The organism is Methanococcoides alaskense, from assembly GCF_027594145.1.
GTDB lineage: Archaea > Halobacteriota > Methanosarcinia > Methanosarcinales > Methanosarcinaceae > Methanococcoides > Methanococcoides alaskense.
In genome coordinates this window covers 709,821-727,295 of record NZ_JAQFFK010000003.1, presented here as the reverse complement: position 1 = coordinate 727,295, position 17,475 = coordinate 709,821, and the positions used below count along the sequence as shown (strand labels likewise).

Sequence of the window (17,475 nt, the reverse complement as noted above, 5' to 3'; positions counted from 1 at the left end):
TATTATGACCATTAAGGATAGATGAAAATGATAGACACAGTACCAGACCTTGAAACAGATAGAAAGCTCAATGAGCATTTTTCAGGACGAGTTGTTAGGAAAGATCTCACGAAGCTCATCAAGATCGGTCACAATGTTCCAGTATATGTACTTGAATACCTGTTAGGAATAAACTGTGCTACCAATGATGAAGCTCTTATTCAGGAAGGCATCCAGAAGGTCAAAAAGATTCTCTCTGACAATTATGTCAGTCCTCATGAAGCAGAAAAGATAAAATCGAAAATAAGGGAAAATGGATATTACACCATCATAGACAATGTTGTCGTCAAGCTCAACGAAAGGAAAGACATCTATGAAGCAACTTTCAACAATCTTGGCATAACTAACGTAGAAGTAGATTCCAGCTACGTAAAAATGTACGACAAACTTCTTGGTGGCGGAATATGGTGCATTATCAAGATGGAATACTCCACTGATTCATCCTTTTCACCATTTGTGATAGCAGACTTAAAACCCATACAGATACCAAACGTAAAAGTCGATGAACTTATCGAGCAAAGAAAGAACTTTACAAAAGAAGAATGGATAGACGTTTTGTTAAGAACAATTGGAATGGAACCAACATTATTGGAAAACGATGTAAAATGGCATCTTCTCGAACGTCTTGTACCTCTTGTAGAGAACAATTACAACCTCTGTGAACTTGGCCCAAGAAGCACTGGTAAATCACATGTTTACAAAGAGATATCACCAAACTCCATCCTAATGTCCGGTGGTCAGACAACAGTAGCAAATCTATTCTACAACATGAGCACAAGACAGGTAGGTCTTGTAGGGCACTGGGATGTAGTAGCATTTGATGAAGTTGCAGGCATCAATTTCAAAGATAAGGATGGAATACAAATCCTTAAAGACTATATGGCATCAGGTTCCTTCGCACGTGGAAAGAACCAAATAAATGCGAATTCATCTATCGTTTTTGTCGGGAATGTTAATCAAAGCATATCTTCGTTACTTAAAACATTCCACCTTTTTGCTCCCTTCCCAGATGCAATGAACAATGACAGTGCATTCTTTGATAGGATGCATTATTATCTCCCCGGATGGGAAGTCCCAAAATTCAGACCGGAGCATTTCACAGATCATTATGGATTCATTGTAGATTATCTGGCAGAATTCCTAAGAGAAATGAGAAAACGATCGTACAGCGATATTATTTTCAAACATTATAATCTGGGAAATAATCTCAATCAGAGAGATGTTATCGCTGTCAAAAAGACTGTTTCAGGGCTTATGAAGCTTGTATATCCTGACGAAAATGCTACAAAAGAAGAAGTACAAGAGATCTTAGAGTATGCTCTTGTAGGCAGAAGAAGGGTAAAGGAACAGCTCAAAAAGATCGGAGGAATGGAATTCTTCGATGTTAATTTCTCTTATATAGACAATGAGGACATGAGCGAGAATTTTGTCAATGTTCCTGAGAGCGGTGGAAATCAGATCATCCCTCCTGGAATGCTAAAACCAGGACAGTGTTTTGCTGTAGCTGCGACTGAAAATGGAAAAGTAGGAGTATACAAGACCGAACTTCAGGTTACTGCAGGTAATGGAAAATATAATACATCTGGACTTGGTTCAAATTCGAAAACAAAAGAATCGATCAAAACTGCTGTGAACTACTTTAAAGCAAATGCAAAGTCTATCAGCCAATCTATCTCGACCAAAGAAAGGGATTATTTCCTGAACGTACAGGACATTTATGGCGTTGGTATGGCAGAAGGTGCAAATCTTGCTGCTTTTATTGCATTATGCTCAGGTGCTCTTGAACGTTCTGTAACAGAGCAAACCGCGATTATTGGTACCATGACGATTGGTGGAACAATACAGAACACTGAAAATCTGGCAGACTTATTACAGGTATGCTTGGATGCTGGTGCAAAGAAAGTTTTAATTCCTGCATCTGCTACTGTGAAATTGGGAACGGTGCCTCCTGAGTTGCTGAGCAAGTTCCAGTTAGCATTTTATGATGAGCCAATTGATGCTGTGCACAAGGCTTTGTTCATAAGTTGAGATTGGAGTAGAGTGGACAATAAACAGCTATTTATAACGAACAGCATAGCGCTAACAAATTACTTCGAACTATACATGTGTAAAAAATAAAATATGTGGTGTAATTGTACTTTCATTTATACATTATGAAATAATTTTCACATACCCCTTCAATTCATTTAGATGATCAGGAGATATAACTATTCGTATTGTTTCCTTATTATCTTTGTATGGATCTGGAAGACTAATTAATTTCCAATGGTAACATTCATCTTTGTTCCAGATTATTTTTTTATCAGAGATAGTTTTTAACGACTCACTTATATCTTCCAAATTCAGCATTAAACTATGAAGCAAATCATGATGATATTTACACAGAGATAAATAGTTCCCTGGATGATCATGTCCTTGACCGCCTACAGGATTCAAATGATGTGCTTCCATTATCGATTTTCTGTTTATATTATACGAAGCATAAGATTTGTGGTGTGTTAGTAACTCTGGAGTCTCTTTAGACAAACAAATTTGACAATGATAACCATATTGCTTTTTCACCCAATCTGCTACTTCCTTACTTCGATCTGGTTTTTCAACCAATGATTTGGATCTTTCAGAGTTCCAATTCGTTTTTGGCGCTTTATCTCCAGATGGATCACTACTTACATCTTCACGGTTTGGAGTTATATCAGATTGATTAGCAGTATGGTTTGATTTACTACTTTTATGTGTTTTTCCTGTTAACTCTTTTCTGAATCTATTTTTTTGCTTACGATTTGATTTTCTTGTTTTTTTACTTTTTAGTTTATCATTTGGGTCATACGAATGGACTTCTGATTTTTCAGCATCAATGACTGTTCGGGAATTATCTTCAGGAACTTCAAAGTCTTCTGAATCAATAACTGCTCGAGAATTATCCTCAGGAACTTCAAAGTCTTCTGAATCAATAACTGCTCGAGAATTATCCTCAGGAACTTCCAAGTCTTCTGAATCAATAACTGCTCGAGAATTATCCTCAAGGACTTCCAAGTCTTCTGAATCAATAACTGCTCGAGAATTATCCTCAAGGACTTCCGAGTCTTCTGCATCAGTATCTTTTATAGAACTGTTTTCATTAGCATCCATCTTATCTACAAGCGTTTCTTCTTCATCTACCCCATCAATTGGAATATGCCCAATTCCTTTTGTAGCCATCAAGTGTTCTATTTCTTCATCGCTTTGATAAAATATCAATATTAAAAAATCATCTAAACCTTTCAAGCCACCAAATATCTTAGACAACGCTACACCCAGATAATTTCGATCGGGGGAATTATTTAATAAATATATTTTTTCATTATGAGTCAATGATTTTTTTGCATTGGTAGTGACTTCTTCTTCAGATAAAACATATTTTACAACAATATTGTCTGCATCACAAATTTTAATCTCTTCTATGTGCGATAAAACACCATTTTGTGTGAGGTTAGTATAGGTGTCATTTTCTTCAAAGTACAAATATCTTTTAATGTGCTCAATACGCTTATGGAGCAGTTCTGTTAACTCATTATTTTCTTTTTCTCCATTAACAGTTAACAGCTCAGTTTGAACTGATTTTGAAGCATATTGAATATTGAAAGTTTTTATGAAATATTGAAACTTAGGGTAAGAATCATTAGGTATTTTTAAAAAGGCTAAGTTTTCTTTATCCTCAAATAATGAAAAAATAGTGTCATCATCGTTTATGAACACATCAGCATCATTTTTCCAAAAACAATTTTTATTTGTCCATAAAATATACTGATTTTCTAGATCATATTCATTCCACCAATCAGCGTCAGATATAATTATTTCATTTTTTTCAGGGTTTAATTCATCATTTAAGATTTTGTATATCTTTTTGACTATCCGGTCATATTTAATGATAGAGTTGTTATCATTTGACACTTCTTCTTTTGACAATTGAATTAATCTTTTGGCATAATCTTCTGAACTTGGTGTTCTAATGTCAAGTTTTTCTAAAAAGAGTGATTTAAAATGAGAATAATTCTTTTGTAAATAACATTTTGTATCTCCAAATATATCAGAATAATTACTCCAGAATACATCGTTCAATGAAAAGTATTTATTTGAATCAGGATCAAAAATAATTTGATTCTCTGAGAATGAACGATTGATTAAATAAGGGTCTTCTTTATAATGTTTGTTCAAATACGAATAAAAATTATTAATTAGTTCCTTATCTTGATGTTTATTTTCAGATAAATTGATTAACTTATCAATTACCACGTTAACAGATGGAGATAATATAATGCCTATATCATTTAAAAATTCGTTATTTGGACTTTTACTTATAGTTGAATCTAAATAATCGACTTTATCTCCCATTATTTCTTTATTTATAACGTTATCAAAGAAAACTTCGGATGGTTTTAAGTATGTACTATTTTTTGTTGGAATCCAAGCCGTTTCTCTTAGTCGTGAAAATAAACTTGAGTATTCAGAAGAACTATATTTTTCAAATTTAAAACGCTTGTATTTACTCCAATTATTGTTGAATATATTGAACAATATGTGTACAGTTTCTTTCTTGTCGGAATAATCATAGTTATCCAATCTTTTAAAAATAGCATCAATTTCTTTGCTTTCATGAGATGAAGACAGTTCATTGACAGTTATGCTATTATTAACTCCAATCTCAAGGAAAAAGGATCTCCAACCAGAAATAATCTTATTTTTCAATTTCGTCAGTTGAATTAATTCTGTATTTATTGCTTTCACTTCTTTCTTGTGTTTTTTCATCCATGTTTTTGATCTGCCTTCAACTTTTTTATTTAAGTCTCTAATTTTATTATCATAATTTTCTAATTCTTTTTGGAGATAATTAGAATCTACAAAATTTTCATTCAACTCATCAATACCTAAAAATAAGCTGTTTAGATCATATTTAGAAGAATAGATATTAGGCAAGTATGTTTTATCTGGAAGACTATAATAATTTACTCCTTCTTTAGTCTTAACTGTCTTTAAAAGCAATGTGTTTTTTAAATAATCAAGGGATTCAGTTTTACTTTTATAATCATTGATATTATCTTTAATATATTTGGTGTGTTCTCGTAAAACACCACCACTTTTATCTTTCCAATTATCATTTTTATAAAGTGGAAGTATATAATTATTGATAATTTCGTAAGAATCAGGATTTTTTACATCTAACTCGGTAAACAAATCCATTATAGATTTTTCTTGTTCAATCCGCTTGAATAAATCAGAATCTAATATGCCAATTGAATTTTTTAAATCTTCCTCAAATTCATATTTTATTCCTTCTTTGTTCAAATAGAAAAATAGAGTTAAATCTTCAGAAGAAGAATATGTTCCATCACTAAGTTTAAACATCGATAACTTTTTTAGTTTTTCGAAATCATCGATATTTTCACTCAGATATTTATACAACGAAACAAGCCAACTATCGTCCTTAGTTTCAATGAAGTTTTCTTCATTTAGTATTTCTAAAAAGTCATTCTGTGAGAAGGAATTTATTTCTAGTTCTACTGCCAAAGAGGTATTTAATGATATGTTGCTTGAAACTATCTCTTTCCCATATATTTTTTTCAAATCTTCATTGGAAATTAGTTCTTTTAATTTGTTCGGGATTTTCAATACGTCGCAAGGCTTTGCCCAAGAACCCGATTCTGTTAAAATACACTCGTACCCTTTTAAGCTATAATACAGATCTTCGACCGTTTGGCTGAAAAAATCATCATGGATATCATCTTTTAATGGAATATATTTATAAAAAGTAGTTCTCAGATTTTCTTTACTTTTAAAGTAATTGATTGAATCCAAAAATACTTCATGAATATTGTCTCTTATCCATTCATTCCACACAGTATTCTTTATAATAGATTCTCTGTTAGCTGTTAGAAGAAAATCAGCTTGGATTATAAATGTAAAACCATACTCATTTGTAGGAAGATACGAAAAAACTTTTTGATTATCTATTAGCGGCTTCTCTTCCATTGACACTGGAAATACAAGAATGATCTCCGTTTTTTTTACATTTATTCGTTTTTCTTCTTGAATATTTGAAGGAACTTTTAATGTTTTTCTTATTACTTTATAATTGTATAAATCGTTTGAACTTTTTAATTCGATAGAATTTCCTTTTTCAACCTTTGAAATTAGAATGTGTGATTCATCCATTTTATTTATAAGTTCAATGCGTTTCAATTTTTTCAAAAATAATATCAAGTGAGCATCTATGTCATTAAATTGGATCAAGCCTTCTTTAGCATCATCTCTAATAGGAAGCAATATATTTGTGCATTCAGGACTAATTATTTGTGGAATTGATTCAAGCCAATATGGAACAATAAAACCAAGATTATTTACCTCAGCTTTACTCTTAAATTTGAATCGAAAACCATTTGAAAAAATATGTGGTTCATCACTTATTTTAAAAACAGACTTAAAGCCAATTCCCTTTTCACCAATATAACCATCTTTTTTTTCTTTTGTACTTCTCCTTACATCACATATTGCCTCAACATTTTCTTTGTCAAAGCCAACTTCATTATTTTGAATAAGTATGATTTTCTCATCAATTGAAAATTTAATATATGGAGAAACTTGATCAGAATATTTATTGTCTTCAGCATTCTGAATTAGCTCTAGGACAAAATGTGTATTTTCAGTATTCAAATCAACTGCAAGTTCTTCAAGTGATCTATGTAAAGAGGATTGTAAAGCTAAAAATGCTTTTTTTGATCTTGGATCGCTCTCAAGTCCTTCTAATCCTTCACCTGATTTTTCAATACGGATACTATCTATTATATCTTTAGATTCAATTTCAGAATACATTTTAATCACTTAATATTGAATATTATATGTAAGCGTTAACCAGGTCTCAAAATATGAAATGATTGATTTATTAAATATGCTATTACATTCCAATTTTCACTTCCCATTCACCCAACTGCAGATTCCACCATAATTACACCAATAACAATTCGGCTTATCCTTAACCTCGAAATCCTCATCCATGATACTGTTCACAGTTTCCTTGATCCTACCAACGACAGCCTCAACCTCTTCCTCAACAACATCTACAAGCCTCAACTCCTGCACATTAGGATTCACATACAAATGACCTGCCTGAACTGGAAGCTTACCATACTTCTCTTTTACAGCAAGACAATACAATGCGATCTGCACATCTTCTTTCAGCTTCTTCTTCGGAGTAGTGGTCTTGCCTGTCTTGTAATCAATAACAACATACTCCCCGTCTGGAGTTTGATCAATACGGTCGATAAAACCACCAAATGAATGACCATCTATCTCAAGCTCAAACCATTCCTCCACTGAAATGGTCTCATCTTTACACTCCTTTTCAAGTTCGAACCAGAATTCAATCATCTCTTTCATCTTGCCATGTTCCTGCTTCTCCTGTGTGTCTGACGAGAAGACTGATCCATCCCATGAATCATCCAGTGTTTTATTGGCAAGTTTCATATCTATAGACTCTCCCTGCATCTTGAGCTTCGACATCTGCTCATACACAGAATGCACACTGGTACCAACCTGGAAAAAGGACATCTGTGGGGTTGGTATATTAAGAATTGAATTATATTTGAACCTCAATGGGCAATCTATATACTCCTTAATCTTCGAAGCCGAGAAACGCATATCAAGATCAACAAGTGGAGGAACACGGTTGTCAATCAGGTCTTCCAATTCCTTCGGTTCTTTAGGGTTTACCCTAAGCAAGTTTTTAAGATCAAAAGTAGCAAGATTTCCATGTGTTTCAACTTCCCTTAGTTGTGCAAGAACTACAAGAGCTTCCATGGCTTCTTTGACCTGCCCTTGTCTGGAATATATACTCACAAGGCGCTGGAACTCATCTTTCTTAACTTCAAGAGGAGATTTTAGATCAGGTCCTGCAGTAACTGTTGAAGCTGTGGTCTCAATATATTCGATCTGAGGATTAGAAAGATATTCGATCTGATCCAGGAACGCACTCGGCTTTACCGACCTCTTATTTCCTGAATATTTGTCAGGGAACACAAGATAGAGATGTTCACGAGCACGTGTCATAGCAACATATGCAAGCCTTCGCTCTTCTTCCATATGTAGGATACCTTCGATCTCATCCCTTTGAACTCCCTTTGCAAGTTGAGAAGGTACAGTAAATGTTTTTTTCATATGCTGCAAAGGAAGATGTCTTGCCGCCATATCACATACAAAGACCGCTTTAGCTTCCTTGCCCTTGGACTGATGTATGGTCATTACTTTGACAGTATTCTCCTCACTTGACTCACCATCTGCAACATCAATCCCGAAAACAAGATCTACATATTCCATCGCAGTATCAAAATTAGAACCCCCATCTACAAGTTCAAGGTCCTTCACCATCTTAACAAGTGAATTCAACAGATGGATATTCTTTCTGGAATTTGTATCATCATCCTGCATCTGACTACGATAGAGATCAGTGTCCTCCATCAACAGATATTTCACAGTATCTGACGGGAGGTGGTTCTTCTTGAAATCCAGCAAATGTTGTACTCTGCCCAATATCGTATTCACAAGGCTTTTCTGTGTTATATCGATCTCATCGAAATGGTCACAAAGTGCAAGATATATTCCATCTCCTGCAAGCTTGTACTTTCTGCTAAGCTTTCTGGCAAGCAGATTGATCTTCTGTAAATTGTGTTCGGTCACGCCTTCCCTTGCAAATATTTTCGCAAAGGAAATACCATTATTAAAAGGATCAGAAACAACGCAGATGTATGCCAGAGCTTCCTGAATTATCGGATAACTCGTCAGTTGAAGGCTTCCAACATACTCAACTGGGATCATCCTGCTCTTTAAAGCATCATTAAATTTCTGTCCATCAGCTCTTTTTCTGGTAAGTACATAGATATCGTTAGGTTCTAATTTTCCTTCAGTAACAAGCTTCTTGATCTCATCAGCAACCCAGTCGGCTTCATTTATCTCATCAGGAGTCTTTACCACCATTACCTTGTCCCCATCCCCATTGTGTGACACGAGATCTTTTACCTGCCTTTCAGGATTATTCCTGATGAGCTGCTGTGAAACTTCAACGATCTGTGATGTTGATCTGTAGTTGATCTCAAGCGGTATTTTTTCAAGTGAATTGTAGTAATCCTGAAGCTGCGTGATATTGGAAAGATATGCACCCCTGAAACGATATATGCATTGATCATCATCCGCTACACAGGTCAGGTTGTCACCATCGGCGATCAGATGGATAAGGAAAAGCTGTGCATAGTTAGTGTCCTGGAACTCATCCACAAGAATGTAGTCATATCTATCCCTTACCTGATTCCTCACAATTTCATTGTCTTTTAAAAGGTTGCAGGCGATATTGATCATATCATCAAAATCAATGAAATTATTGTCTTTCTTGTACTGCTGATAATGTTCGTAGAATTTTGTCAGATCACTAAGCATTTGGAGACGATCTATTACACTTTCATGAAGATCTGGCTCATTTGTCAAACGATGAGTTACGTGATCTTGCAACTCAGACGGAGTGATTAAATGATCATGGAATTGGGAAACACCTTCAAGCATGCTTGATATAAGATCGTAAGGATGAGTTGGGATCTCTATGTATTCAAGACCGAAAGAATCAATGTTGTTCATTCCCCAGACATAAGCATGTTCTTTTGGGATCAGCTTTACATTGTGATTTATACCTAAATGAAGTGAAAAATCTCGGATAAGGTCATTGCAAAATGAATGGAATGTAGAAACTGTGATCCCACTATCAGTACCTATCTGCTTCTCGATCCTCTCCTGCATTTCCCCTGCAGCTTTTTCAGAGAATGTCAATGCCAGTGTTCGCTCAGGAGCTGTGCCATCCTTGATCAATTTTACAACTTTTTCTGCAATTGTCAGAGTCTTGCCTGACCCTGGTCCTGCTAGAATCAGCAGAGGACCACTTGTGTAATCTACAGCTTTGGATTGACCTTTGTTAAGTCCTTTTGATGTCATATTGTGCTCCTGTTACCTAATATAGTATAGTGATCTTTGAAAATGGATATTTGTATCAAATATAATTGACCTTTACTTGCTCTTTCGGATATGAATTATCTATAGATATTTTTATAATTGTACAGAAATGTACCACATTAACTGTTTAAATAAGTATCTAAGACATATGCAATTCTTCCAAAATCATTTTTTGACATCTCTGCATAGAACTTATTATCGCCATGACTTAGGTCCATCACCCATAAATCATTCCTGCTCATTGCAAAATCCATCATCAAGAGCTTGCCATCCACTGTTTCTGCTAAGCCTTGTATCTGTATGAATGGAGGACTAAGGATTGTACCAAATTGCTGTATCATCTTAACTGCAAGGCCCCAACTTATCCCGAACTGAATATCAGAGTGTGGAGTTGTTAAACTGAATATCTCATCTTCAATTTTCACTTCAATTTATTTTCTGTCAATATCAAGTACCAATTTCATATTTTCACTCTTTTTTTGTATCGTTACAAGTGCCCATCGTGCCTAAATGTATGCCAATACTCCCTTAATAAGATATTACATCGTTTTACAAATATATTGACACACATAAAAACACATTTGTTTTATAAATGTGTTATTATTTCATAATAGTGAAACTAATGTGTTATTAAATCTAAAAAATGTAATTAATTAACCATACTTTTGATCTGTAACCTTGCCAGAGAAGTAAATCGAATACAAGATAAATAATATGTAATTATTAAAATAATAAATAACTGATTCAATCGCGCATACTAATACATGACCATAATGAAAATGAAGTACTTTGTACTATAATCGATATAAAAATTAAAGTTACTTGGATGCTTCCACACAAATCCTGAAATAAAGCATGTAGAATAGGTACACTATAGTCCAACATTTAAAACGTATCTGCTGATACTTCCATATGGACCTTATACCACTACAGAAATATTGGCAAACTATAAAGACTGGTTTGATGCTGAAATAATAAGGGCATATGATAATAAATCAGAGATTTATGGCTACCCTAAATAAATTGGTTGGACTTACCTGATCTGATCCCAGAAGTTTACAAGTGCTTGAATGACATGACAAACTACAATTAATCATTTTTAAAGAAGGGGGATACCCATTTTTACTTTTTGATCAATTATTCATTATAATATCGTGATACAGTACACTTTTAGCAATGCTAAACATACATCTGAAATAGAATCTATTTGGTGTAGCTCTTTTATCCGAATTCTTCTAAACACAATTGATATCGTGTTACTTGAGAACTACATCAATAATTTTAAACCATACCAAAGAATCAACATTGAATACTCTCATTTAATTTTGGAGAGTACGTACTCATTAAACCAATCTGACGTAAGATAATCTACTAATAGATCCAAAGAAACATCAGGGTTCTTCTTAGCGATTAACTCCATTTATTCAGAATTATCAAAAATATATACTCTACGATAGTACTTTAAAGCATCAAATAAATTATTGTTGGCCTTTGTATACCTAGTATAAACCTTTTCGCAAAGAACTTCATGACCACTCATTTGTGCTTACGAAATACAAATGAGGATTTCTACAAACCCCTTCTTATTTGCAATTATAAGGTCTTTTTAGTAAGAGCCACAAAAGAATGTGGATGAAACATGAAATCTTCGCTGTGAAATAATACATCAATTCTCAGTGACAATACAAAGGAAGTACAGCACAGTTATTCAAAAAAAATATATTATCTCTCATACAGAGAGATAAATCAGTTTTGCGTTTCTTCAACGCAGTGGTTATTTACTATATATTTACACACTTCAACAGTTGATCTTGGAATCTTATCCTTGTGATCATTACAAAATTCCTCTCTCCCTCTTCACGGCTTCAAGGGTTGTCTTACCTGTTTCAATATCCGACATGATCTTATCAAACTTTGTCTGCGCCTGCTCGTCGATGGTGTAAAACAACTTTAGTGACCGTGGTAACTGATCGAGCACTTCGGCCGAAATTGTTTTATCAATCAGAGGGCTATCAATCATAGTCGAACACCTCTTTTTTGTGTTCGTCTGCAGAGTTGTTGCGGTCACGGATGGTACTGTAGGCCGCTGCACTCAAAACTACTGGTCTATATGAAATTCTCGAATTCATCTGTTCTACGGTGGATAAATCCGCATTTGTCTGTTCCACAATTTCGGAAAGTACTGTTAACGACCTGTTCCGATTTGCTTGTTTGTATCTAATTTTCAATATTAGATTTTTCATGTTATTTCCTTCTATAGTGGTGCGACAATTTTCCAAATATTAATACTTAATATTAAAATAGGTACTAAATACAGTATATAAGCTTTTGTAAATTCCATGGTTTTGAAGGAGAGAAAACGAGAGTTAAAGCAACTATTGAAAGCAATTTATATTAACCTTGCAATGAAAAAAGTGTTTAAATGCCAATTTTTTGTACTGGCAGTAATAGTAATAATGCAAACAGTGCCGCATGTAATTTCATGACATTAAAAATAAAGAAAATATCCGAAAAATTAGGAGGGATGTCAAATCTCCTCTTTACAAATTCTTAAGTTTGTGATTCAATCGTTCTTCGATTAACGATTCTAATTTTGCATCTATCAGCTCTGCAAGTCCATCTTCTGCTGGCTTTGTAGCTTCCTGCATCTCAATAGCTGTTTTTGAATCTAATACTTGACCACACTGTACACAAAATTTTGCATCAAACGCGTTCTTTGTCGTACATACTGGACAATCTTTAGGCATCATCTCTAATTGGGGTTTATGGTCATTCTCTGTGATGATTCCATGTATTGATAAGATCTTACTTTCAACATCTGCACCTGATAAATGCAAATATGTAGCTGGCATATCGGAGTTGGTTTCCCATCCTGCAAATTTTCTTAACTCCATTTCATTAACTCCAAGTTTAGCAAGATCGGTTAACCTTCCATGCCTGAAAGCATGAGGATAGATGTTTTTCTTTGCATTCACCTTTTTAGCTAAACCTTTGAGCATGTTGCCAGCAGTATGCCTATGTAATCGTCTAAAGTCACCCTCATACTTCCTATCAGTTATAAAGATTGGTGCATTAGGATTATCTCTGTCTGGATGATGATTAAGCCATAATCGGAGCTCAGGGACTGACATGATTAAGGGGATTCTTCGCATTCCCGTCTTTCCTGAAACAATGATAGTACCACCATTTTTGTTAAACTCAATGTTCTTTAAGTTCATATCAAGTATTTCACTAATCCTTGCAGCACTATCCCACAACAAAGAAGTTAGTGCTCTATCCCTTTGTTTAGTGCATCCAGATAGTAATTGCATAACATCTGATTCTAAAATAAGTTCTTCAACTGGAAGTGTGTTTTTAGGTGTTTTGTGATTCACATTATCAAATAAATCATTACCAGGAAGTAGCCACTTAAAAAACACTTTCAAAGTAACTATGTTGTCATGGACTGTGGATGGTTGGCATGTATCACGCCTATGCAAGTAAAACATTTCTATATCATTCTTCGTGACTTCGTGTAGATCCTTATTATTAATAAATCTTAAAAAAGAAACCATTTGCCACATTTCGCCTGTTATAGTAGATTCCTTTTTACTTTTTAATCTAGCAGACAATACATATTTTTCAATTATTGTTTTGTTTGGATCTTCGAATATAGGTTGCTTTTCTTTCATGAACAATAATTGTTTACATAGTTAATAAGTCTTGCTCCATAATATAAACTATATTCAGAGCCTAGTCTCGTAGGAGTTCGAGGGTTCGAATCCCTTCTCTCGCACCAAAACTCTTTTTGATGGATATTGTTAAAAATTAAATGAGAGTATTTTTTATAAATTCCGAGTTATGCGGAGTTTGAATTTTACCCCTAGCACAATAGTGTGGGGATATATACAAGGCGAAAAAAGTGTACGCTAATATATTAGTGACTTAATTTGAAAAGTAAATTGATCCACACATATTATAACATCGTATTAATATATATATTTATAATATTAAAGACAACAACGTTTTTAAAACTAAAGCAATTCATAAAGTATGATACTATGAATATAGGCGATTTTATCTTACCAAATTTTACTTTTATTGTAGGCCTCATAGGAAATACGCTTCTTGAACGAATAAAAAGAAGAACGGAAAAAAAACATATTCAAGAGTCCTTTGTAATGGATATTGAAAGACTCAAAAAACGAGTAAACAATGATATTGACAGGCTATATGAAGCATATAACCTAAGTAAAAATCAAACAGAGGAAATTGATTTAGTTTATGCCTTAATAGGTAATCAACCAAAAACACTAGGGTCACAATACGATTTAAGTTTTTATTATGATAATTATAAATATCTGAGTAATCTGAAAAAAGGAACAAGGGAGGAAATTATATCACTTTTTGAAAGAGTATCTACAATTAACAACATTATAAATGATTACCAGGATGATAAATTTGAAAACATCAATGAATCCAATCTGAGTTCCAAAAGTAGTTCGGTTATGGTATATTTTGGCCATCTTAAAACCTTAAAAAAAGAAATAGAATTATTTCAGATTCAATTTTAAATTCACCCTCCCCAATTTTTCAATCTTTCTCTAACATGAACGTTAAGGCTAAACAGTTTATCACTCTTAGCATTCTGCTTCATGTAGTGCAAAGTACATTTGGAGAATCCAAACCTCCCCCTTCAAATCCCCAGATTACTTTTGTAAAGAGAGCATTTAGACTTCAGAAATGCCCCCTATATCTTATTCACACGACTGGCATGCATATATCAAGAATATGATGCTTTTCTGGATGTTCTTCAGGGGAGTTTAAATATATCTCATAACTTGCCCGGGACATGTCAATTTCAAGGTTATTTTGTATCAGCCATTCAACGACCTTTTCCCATGCAGGACCATATTCTTCTGCTCCTGTCAGTTCTGCACGCATTACTACGTACTTTCCCCCGGGAAGCTTTTGCTTTTTGATCTCACCTTCAACTTCAAGGTCCTCTTCAATGGTCATACACACATCCAGCTTAAGTTCTTCTGGAGGGGTAACACCTGGATCATCATAATATGCAGACAGAAAATGAGTATCCGGTCCAAACAATTGTTTCGGACCTGCCCAGCCACAAAGTTTACCAAATAATTCTTCAAATACCTTGGAATTTCCAATATAGTTACCAACAAAGGAAACATATGCTACATTTCTTTCTTCTATTTCTTTTATCTCTGGCTCTTTTATAATTTCCATACATGTCACCTACCTTCAATTTCAAATATTTCTATGTAAATATCTTTTCAAATATTACTTTTATAGATTATTCTGACCTTTTTACAGAATCAGTTCTTTCAGATACGTCTCATAACGAAATAGACTGCTATTATTCCTGCTATCGCCATAAAGGTCACGAATCCCGGTGTGTCCTCACTCTCAGTTTCAACTTCAAGCGGGGCTTCAGCTATCCTGTCAATTGTTTCCTGTGAGAGGAACGAGCCACCAGCACCAAGTATCACACCTTCACAATCTCCACAGAATATTTCAGTATTCTCATGGCAGAATACACAATCCTTTGCTTCCGTGGTAGTTGTGTGAGGTGTCCATTCAGCAAAAGCCGTATGTATGGAATTGTTATAAGAGGTAGTCATATTGATGAAAGGTTTGATAGTGCCATCGACAGATCTAGCAAGGTAGAACCTATCCACATCAATTTTATCCAGTTGACCTGTTTCAAGATGGCAGTTCTCACAAGTGATAGCCCAACCGGAATGACAGGCTGAACAATCAAGTTTCCCGTCATGTATGCTATGTGCAGGAATATCCTGAGAATACTGTGTAACATCCATACCCTTTACCGACTTTTCCGGATCACTATGACAATCAGCACAGGTAATTTTTACGGCTTCCATCTGGGATTCGTAAGTAACTCCGTCACCGTGTATCTCTTCTGCTGTATGGCAATCTGTGCAGTCAAGTCCCTTTTCATAGTGGATATCTGCATTCGGAGCTACACCCTTATGTGCTGGAAGCTCTCCCTGGAAATATGATGTCTGTTTTTTAAAGTGGCATTGGTCACATGTTTCCAGAGTTATATCGCCTCCATGCCCTCCTTCACCTGTATGACATGATGTACAGGAGGTTGCATGACATGAAGAGCACCCCCTTTCCTCATAGAAAACATGCATATCAATTCCAAATTCACCTGCTGCCCCTTTCTCATATTCTCCTTTCATGCTGCTGCCGGTGTAATGAAGAGAAGATGAAAAATTAGCAGTAATATCTGAATGGCAAGGTTCACAGCTTTCAAATTCAGATACAGGTTCTTCAATTGCAAAAGCAACATTTGCCGTCAGGATAAAAAAAGCTGAGACCATTACAAGAACGATACTTACGATATAATTTGTGTATAGTTTATTTCCAGATGTATTGCGGAAATTTTGGATAAATTGGAACCTTTGGTTCATTAGCACTCCCCCTGCTAATATGAGATATGCATTGACATTTATTTAAGAGTGTTGCAATCATTTGAATCGCATTTATTGAGGAAGGTATAATTTGGCTCACGGTATCGTTTCCGATAAGCAGCATCGCCACCCTCTTCGATCATATAACCATCTTCATAAAAATAATGAACGAAACAAACGTTCCTTTATTTATCAAAAACAGGTTCAACTGTGGACTGTGAAATAATCAATTCAGTCTATTACCACTGGCCATGATCAGTTAAAGTCTAAAAAGATTAGGAAATTAAAAAACTCTCCAATTCTCCAATCTCTTCCCTACATGAGCATTGAGAGAAAGATTGGAAGTGTGGCTAAAATAACTATGCTAAATGGGGGGGTTCTACATGAAAAACGAAATATTGGCCAATGTGAGTAGGGCAAATATTTGAAACTTTGCCCTGTCCAAAGTGTAATAAGCTCACTTGAAAGAGAGTGCACAACAGCTTAAAATTGATTCTTTTTTAAATGATCGATCTGATCGTATATATTTCGAATTAATTCTTCAAACTTATTTATCTCTGAGAGATAATTTTCATAAGTATGTAGTTTGATCTTTTGTTCTTGGGTAATGGCATTGCCTCTGTATTCTTCTATAAGAGGATCTATTTTCGTTTTTGCAATATCTAATTCGGTTTCAAAGCCATTCCTGATCTGGATAGCAAAAGCATCTAACAGATTTTTTTCCATATGCAGATATGTCTTGCGGGATCCGGGCTTATGCAACCTTTTTATACTCCAAAAATTCTCAATATTTTTGATCTTAAGGCTTATAGAGGCAAGGCTATACCCTGTCCTCTCTGCCAGTTCCTCCATACTTATTGCATTGGATTCAAAATTAAGTATCGATAGAATTTGTGCAGTGGAATTATCAACTCCATAGCCCTTAAAGATCTCATGACCAATGTCAATTATCTTTTTTTCAATGTCATTCATT

General features: G+C 34.6%; 11 protein-coding genes. 2 read left to right on the top strand and 9 right to left on the bottom strand.

Annotated features, from left to right (window positions below):
- Positions 1 to 27 precede the first annotated feature (27 nt).
- The gene (gene brxL, locus PBV53_RS07455) at positions 28 to 2,067 is read left to right on the top strand and encodes a protease Lon-related BREX system protein BrxL (protein WP_270096522.1); all 2,040 of its coding nucleotides are present in this window, start codon (positions 28 to 30) and stop codon (positions 2,065 to 2,067) included.
- Positions 2,068 to 2,190: 123 nt separating this feature from the next.
- Here the strand turns inward: brxL and PBV53_RS07450 are convergent, their stop codons facing one another.
- The 6 genes from PBV53_RS07450 to PBV53_RS07425 all read right to left on the bottom strand — a co-directional run bounded on the left by PBV53_RS07450 (position 2,191) and on the right by PBV53_RS07425 (position 13,733).
- On the bottom strand, positions 2,191 to 6,885 hold the full coding sequence (locus PBV53_RS07450; protein WP_270096521.1) for a sacsin N-terminal ATP-binding-like domain-containing protein: 4,695 nt from the start codon (positions 6,883 to 6,885) through the stop codon (positions 2,191 to 2,193).
- Between the two features lie 96 nt (positions 6,886 to 6,981).
- Positions 6,982 to 10,044 carry a UvrD-helicase domain-containing protein gene (locus PBV53_RS07445; RefSeq protein WP_270096520.1) on the bottom strand — a complete coding sequence of 1,021 codons (3,063 nt, stop codon included), beginning with the start codon at positions 10,042 to 10,044 and terminating at the stop codon, positions 6,982 to 6,984.
- A 137-nt stretch (positions 10,045 to 10,181) separates the two neighbouring features.
- Positions 10,182 to 10,487: a hypothetical protein gene (locus tag PBV53_RS07440; RefSeq protein ID WP_270096519.1), complete on the bottom strand. Its 306-nt coding sequence runs from the start codon at positions 10,485 to 10,487 to the stop codon at positions 10,182 to 10,184.
- 1,409 nt (positions 10,488 to 11,896) lie between these two features.
- Positions 11,897 to 12,082 carry a hypothetical protein gene (locus PBV53_RS07435; protein WP_270096517.1) on the bottom strand — a complete coding sequence of 62 codons (186 nt, stop codon included), beginning with the start codon at positions 12,080 to 12,082 and terminating at the stop codon, positions 11,897 to 11,899.
- The gene (locus PBV53_RS07430; RefSeq protein WP_270096516.1) at positions 12,075 to 12,290 is read right to left on the bottom strand and encodes a hypothetical protein; all 216 of its coding nucleotides are present in this window, start codon (positions 12,288 to 12,290) and stop codon (positions 12,075 to 12,077) included. The genes PBV53_RS07435 and PBV53_RS07430 overlap by 8 nt, the downstream gene beginning before the upstream one ends.
- 312 nt (positions 12,291 to 12,602) lie before the next feature.
- Positions 12,603 to 13,733 carry a site-specific integrase gene (locus tag PBV53_RS07425; RefSeq protein WP_270096515.1) on the bottom strand — a complete coding sequence of 377 codons (1,131 nt, stop codon included), beginning with the start codon at positions 13,731 to 13,733 and terminating at the stop codon, positions 12,603 to 12,605.
- A 369-nt stretch (positions 13,734 to 14,102) separates the two neighbouring features.
- Here PBV53_RS07425 and PBV53_RS07420 point away from each other — a divergent pair, with 369 nt between their 5' ends.
- Positions 14,103 to 14,615: a hypothetical protein gene (locus tag PBV53_RS07420; RefSeq protein ID WP_270096514.1), complete on the top strand. Its 513-nt coding sequence runs from the start codon at positions 14,103 to 14,105 to the stop codon at positions 14,613 to 14,615.
- A gap of 187 nt (positions 14,616 to 14,802) precedes the next feature.
- On the opposite strand, the gene PBV53_RS07410 is transcribed toward PBV53_RS07420, so the two are convergent.
- The 3 genes from PBV53_RS07410 to PBV53_RS07400 all read right to left on the bottom strand — a co-directional run bounded on the left by PBV53_RS07410 (position 14,803) and on the right by PBV53_RS07400 (position 17,474).
- Positions 14,803 to 15,291 (bottom strand): AraC family transcriptional regulator, encoded by a 489-nt coding sequence (locus PBV53_RS07410; protein WP_270096513.1) that lies wholly within the window; start codon positions 15,289 to 15,291, stop codon positions 14,803 to 14,805.
- Positions 15,292 to 15,389: 98 nt separating this feature from the next.
- Positions 15,390 to 16,502: a cytochrome c3 family protein gene (locus PBV53_RS07405; RefSeq protein WP_270096512.1), complete on the bottom strand. Its 1,113-nt coding sequence runs from the start codon at positions 16,500 to 16,502 to the stop codon at positions 15,390 to 15,392.
- Positions 16,503 to 16,985: 483 nt separating this feature from the next.
- Entirely contained in the window at positions 16,986 to 17,474 is a 489-nt protein-coding gene (locus tag PBV53_RS07400; protein ID WP_270096511.1) for a GbsR/MarR family transcriptional regulator, read from the bottom strand.
- Position 17,475 lies beyond the last annotated feature (1 nt).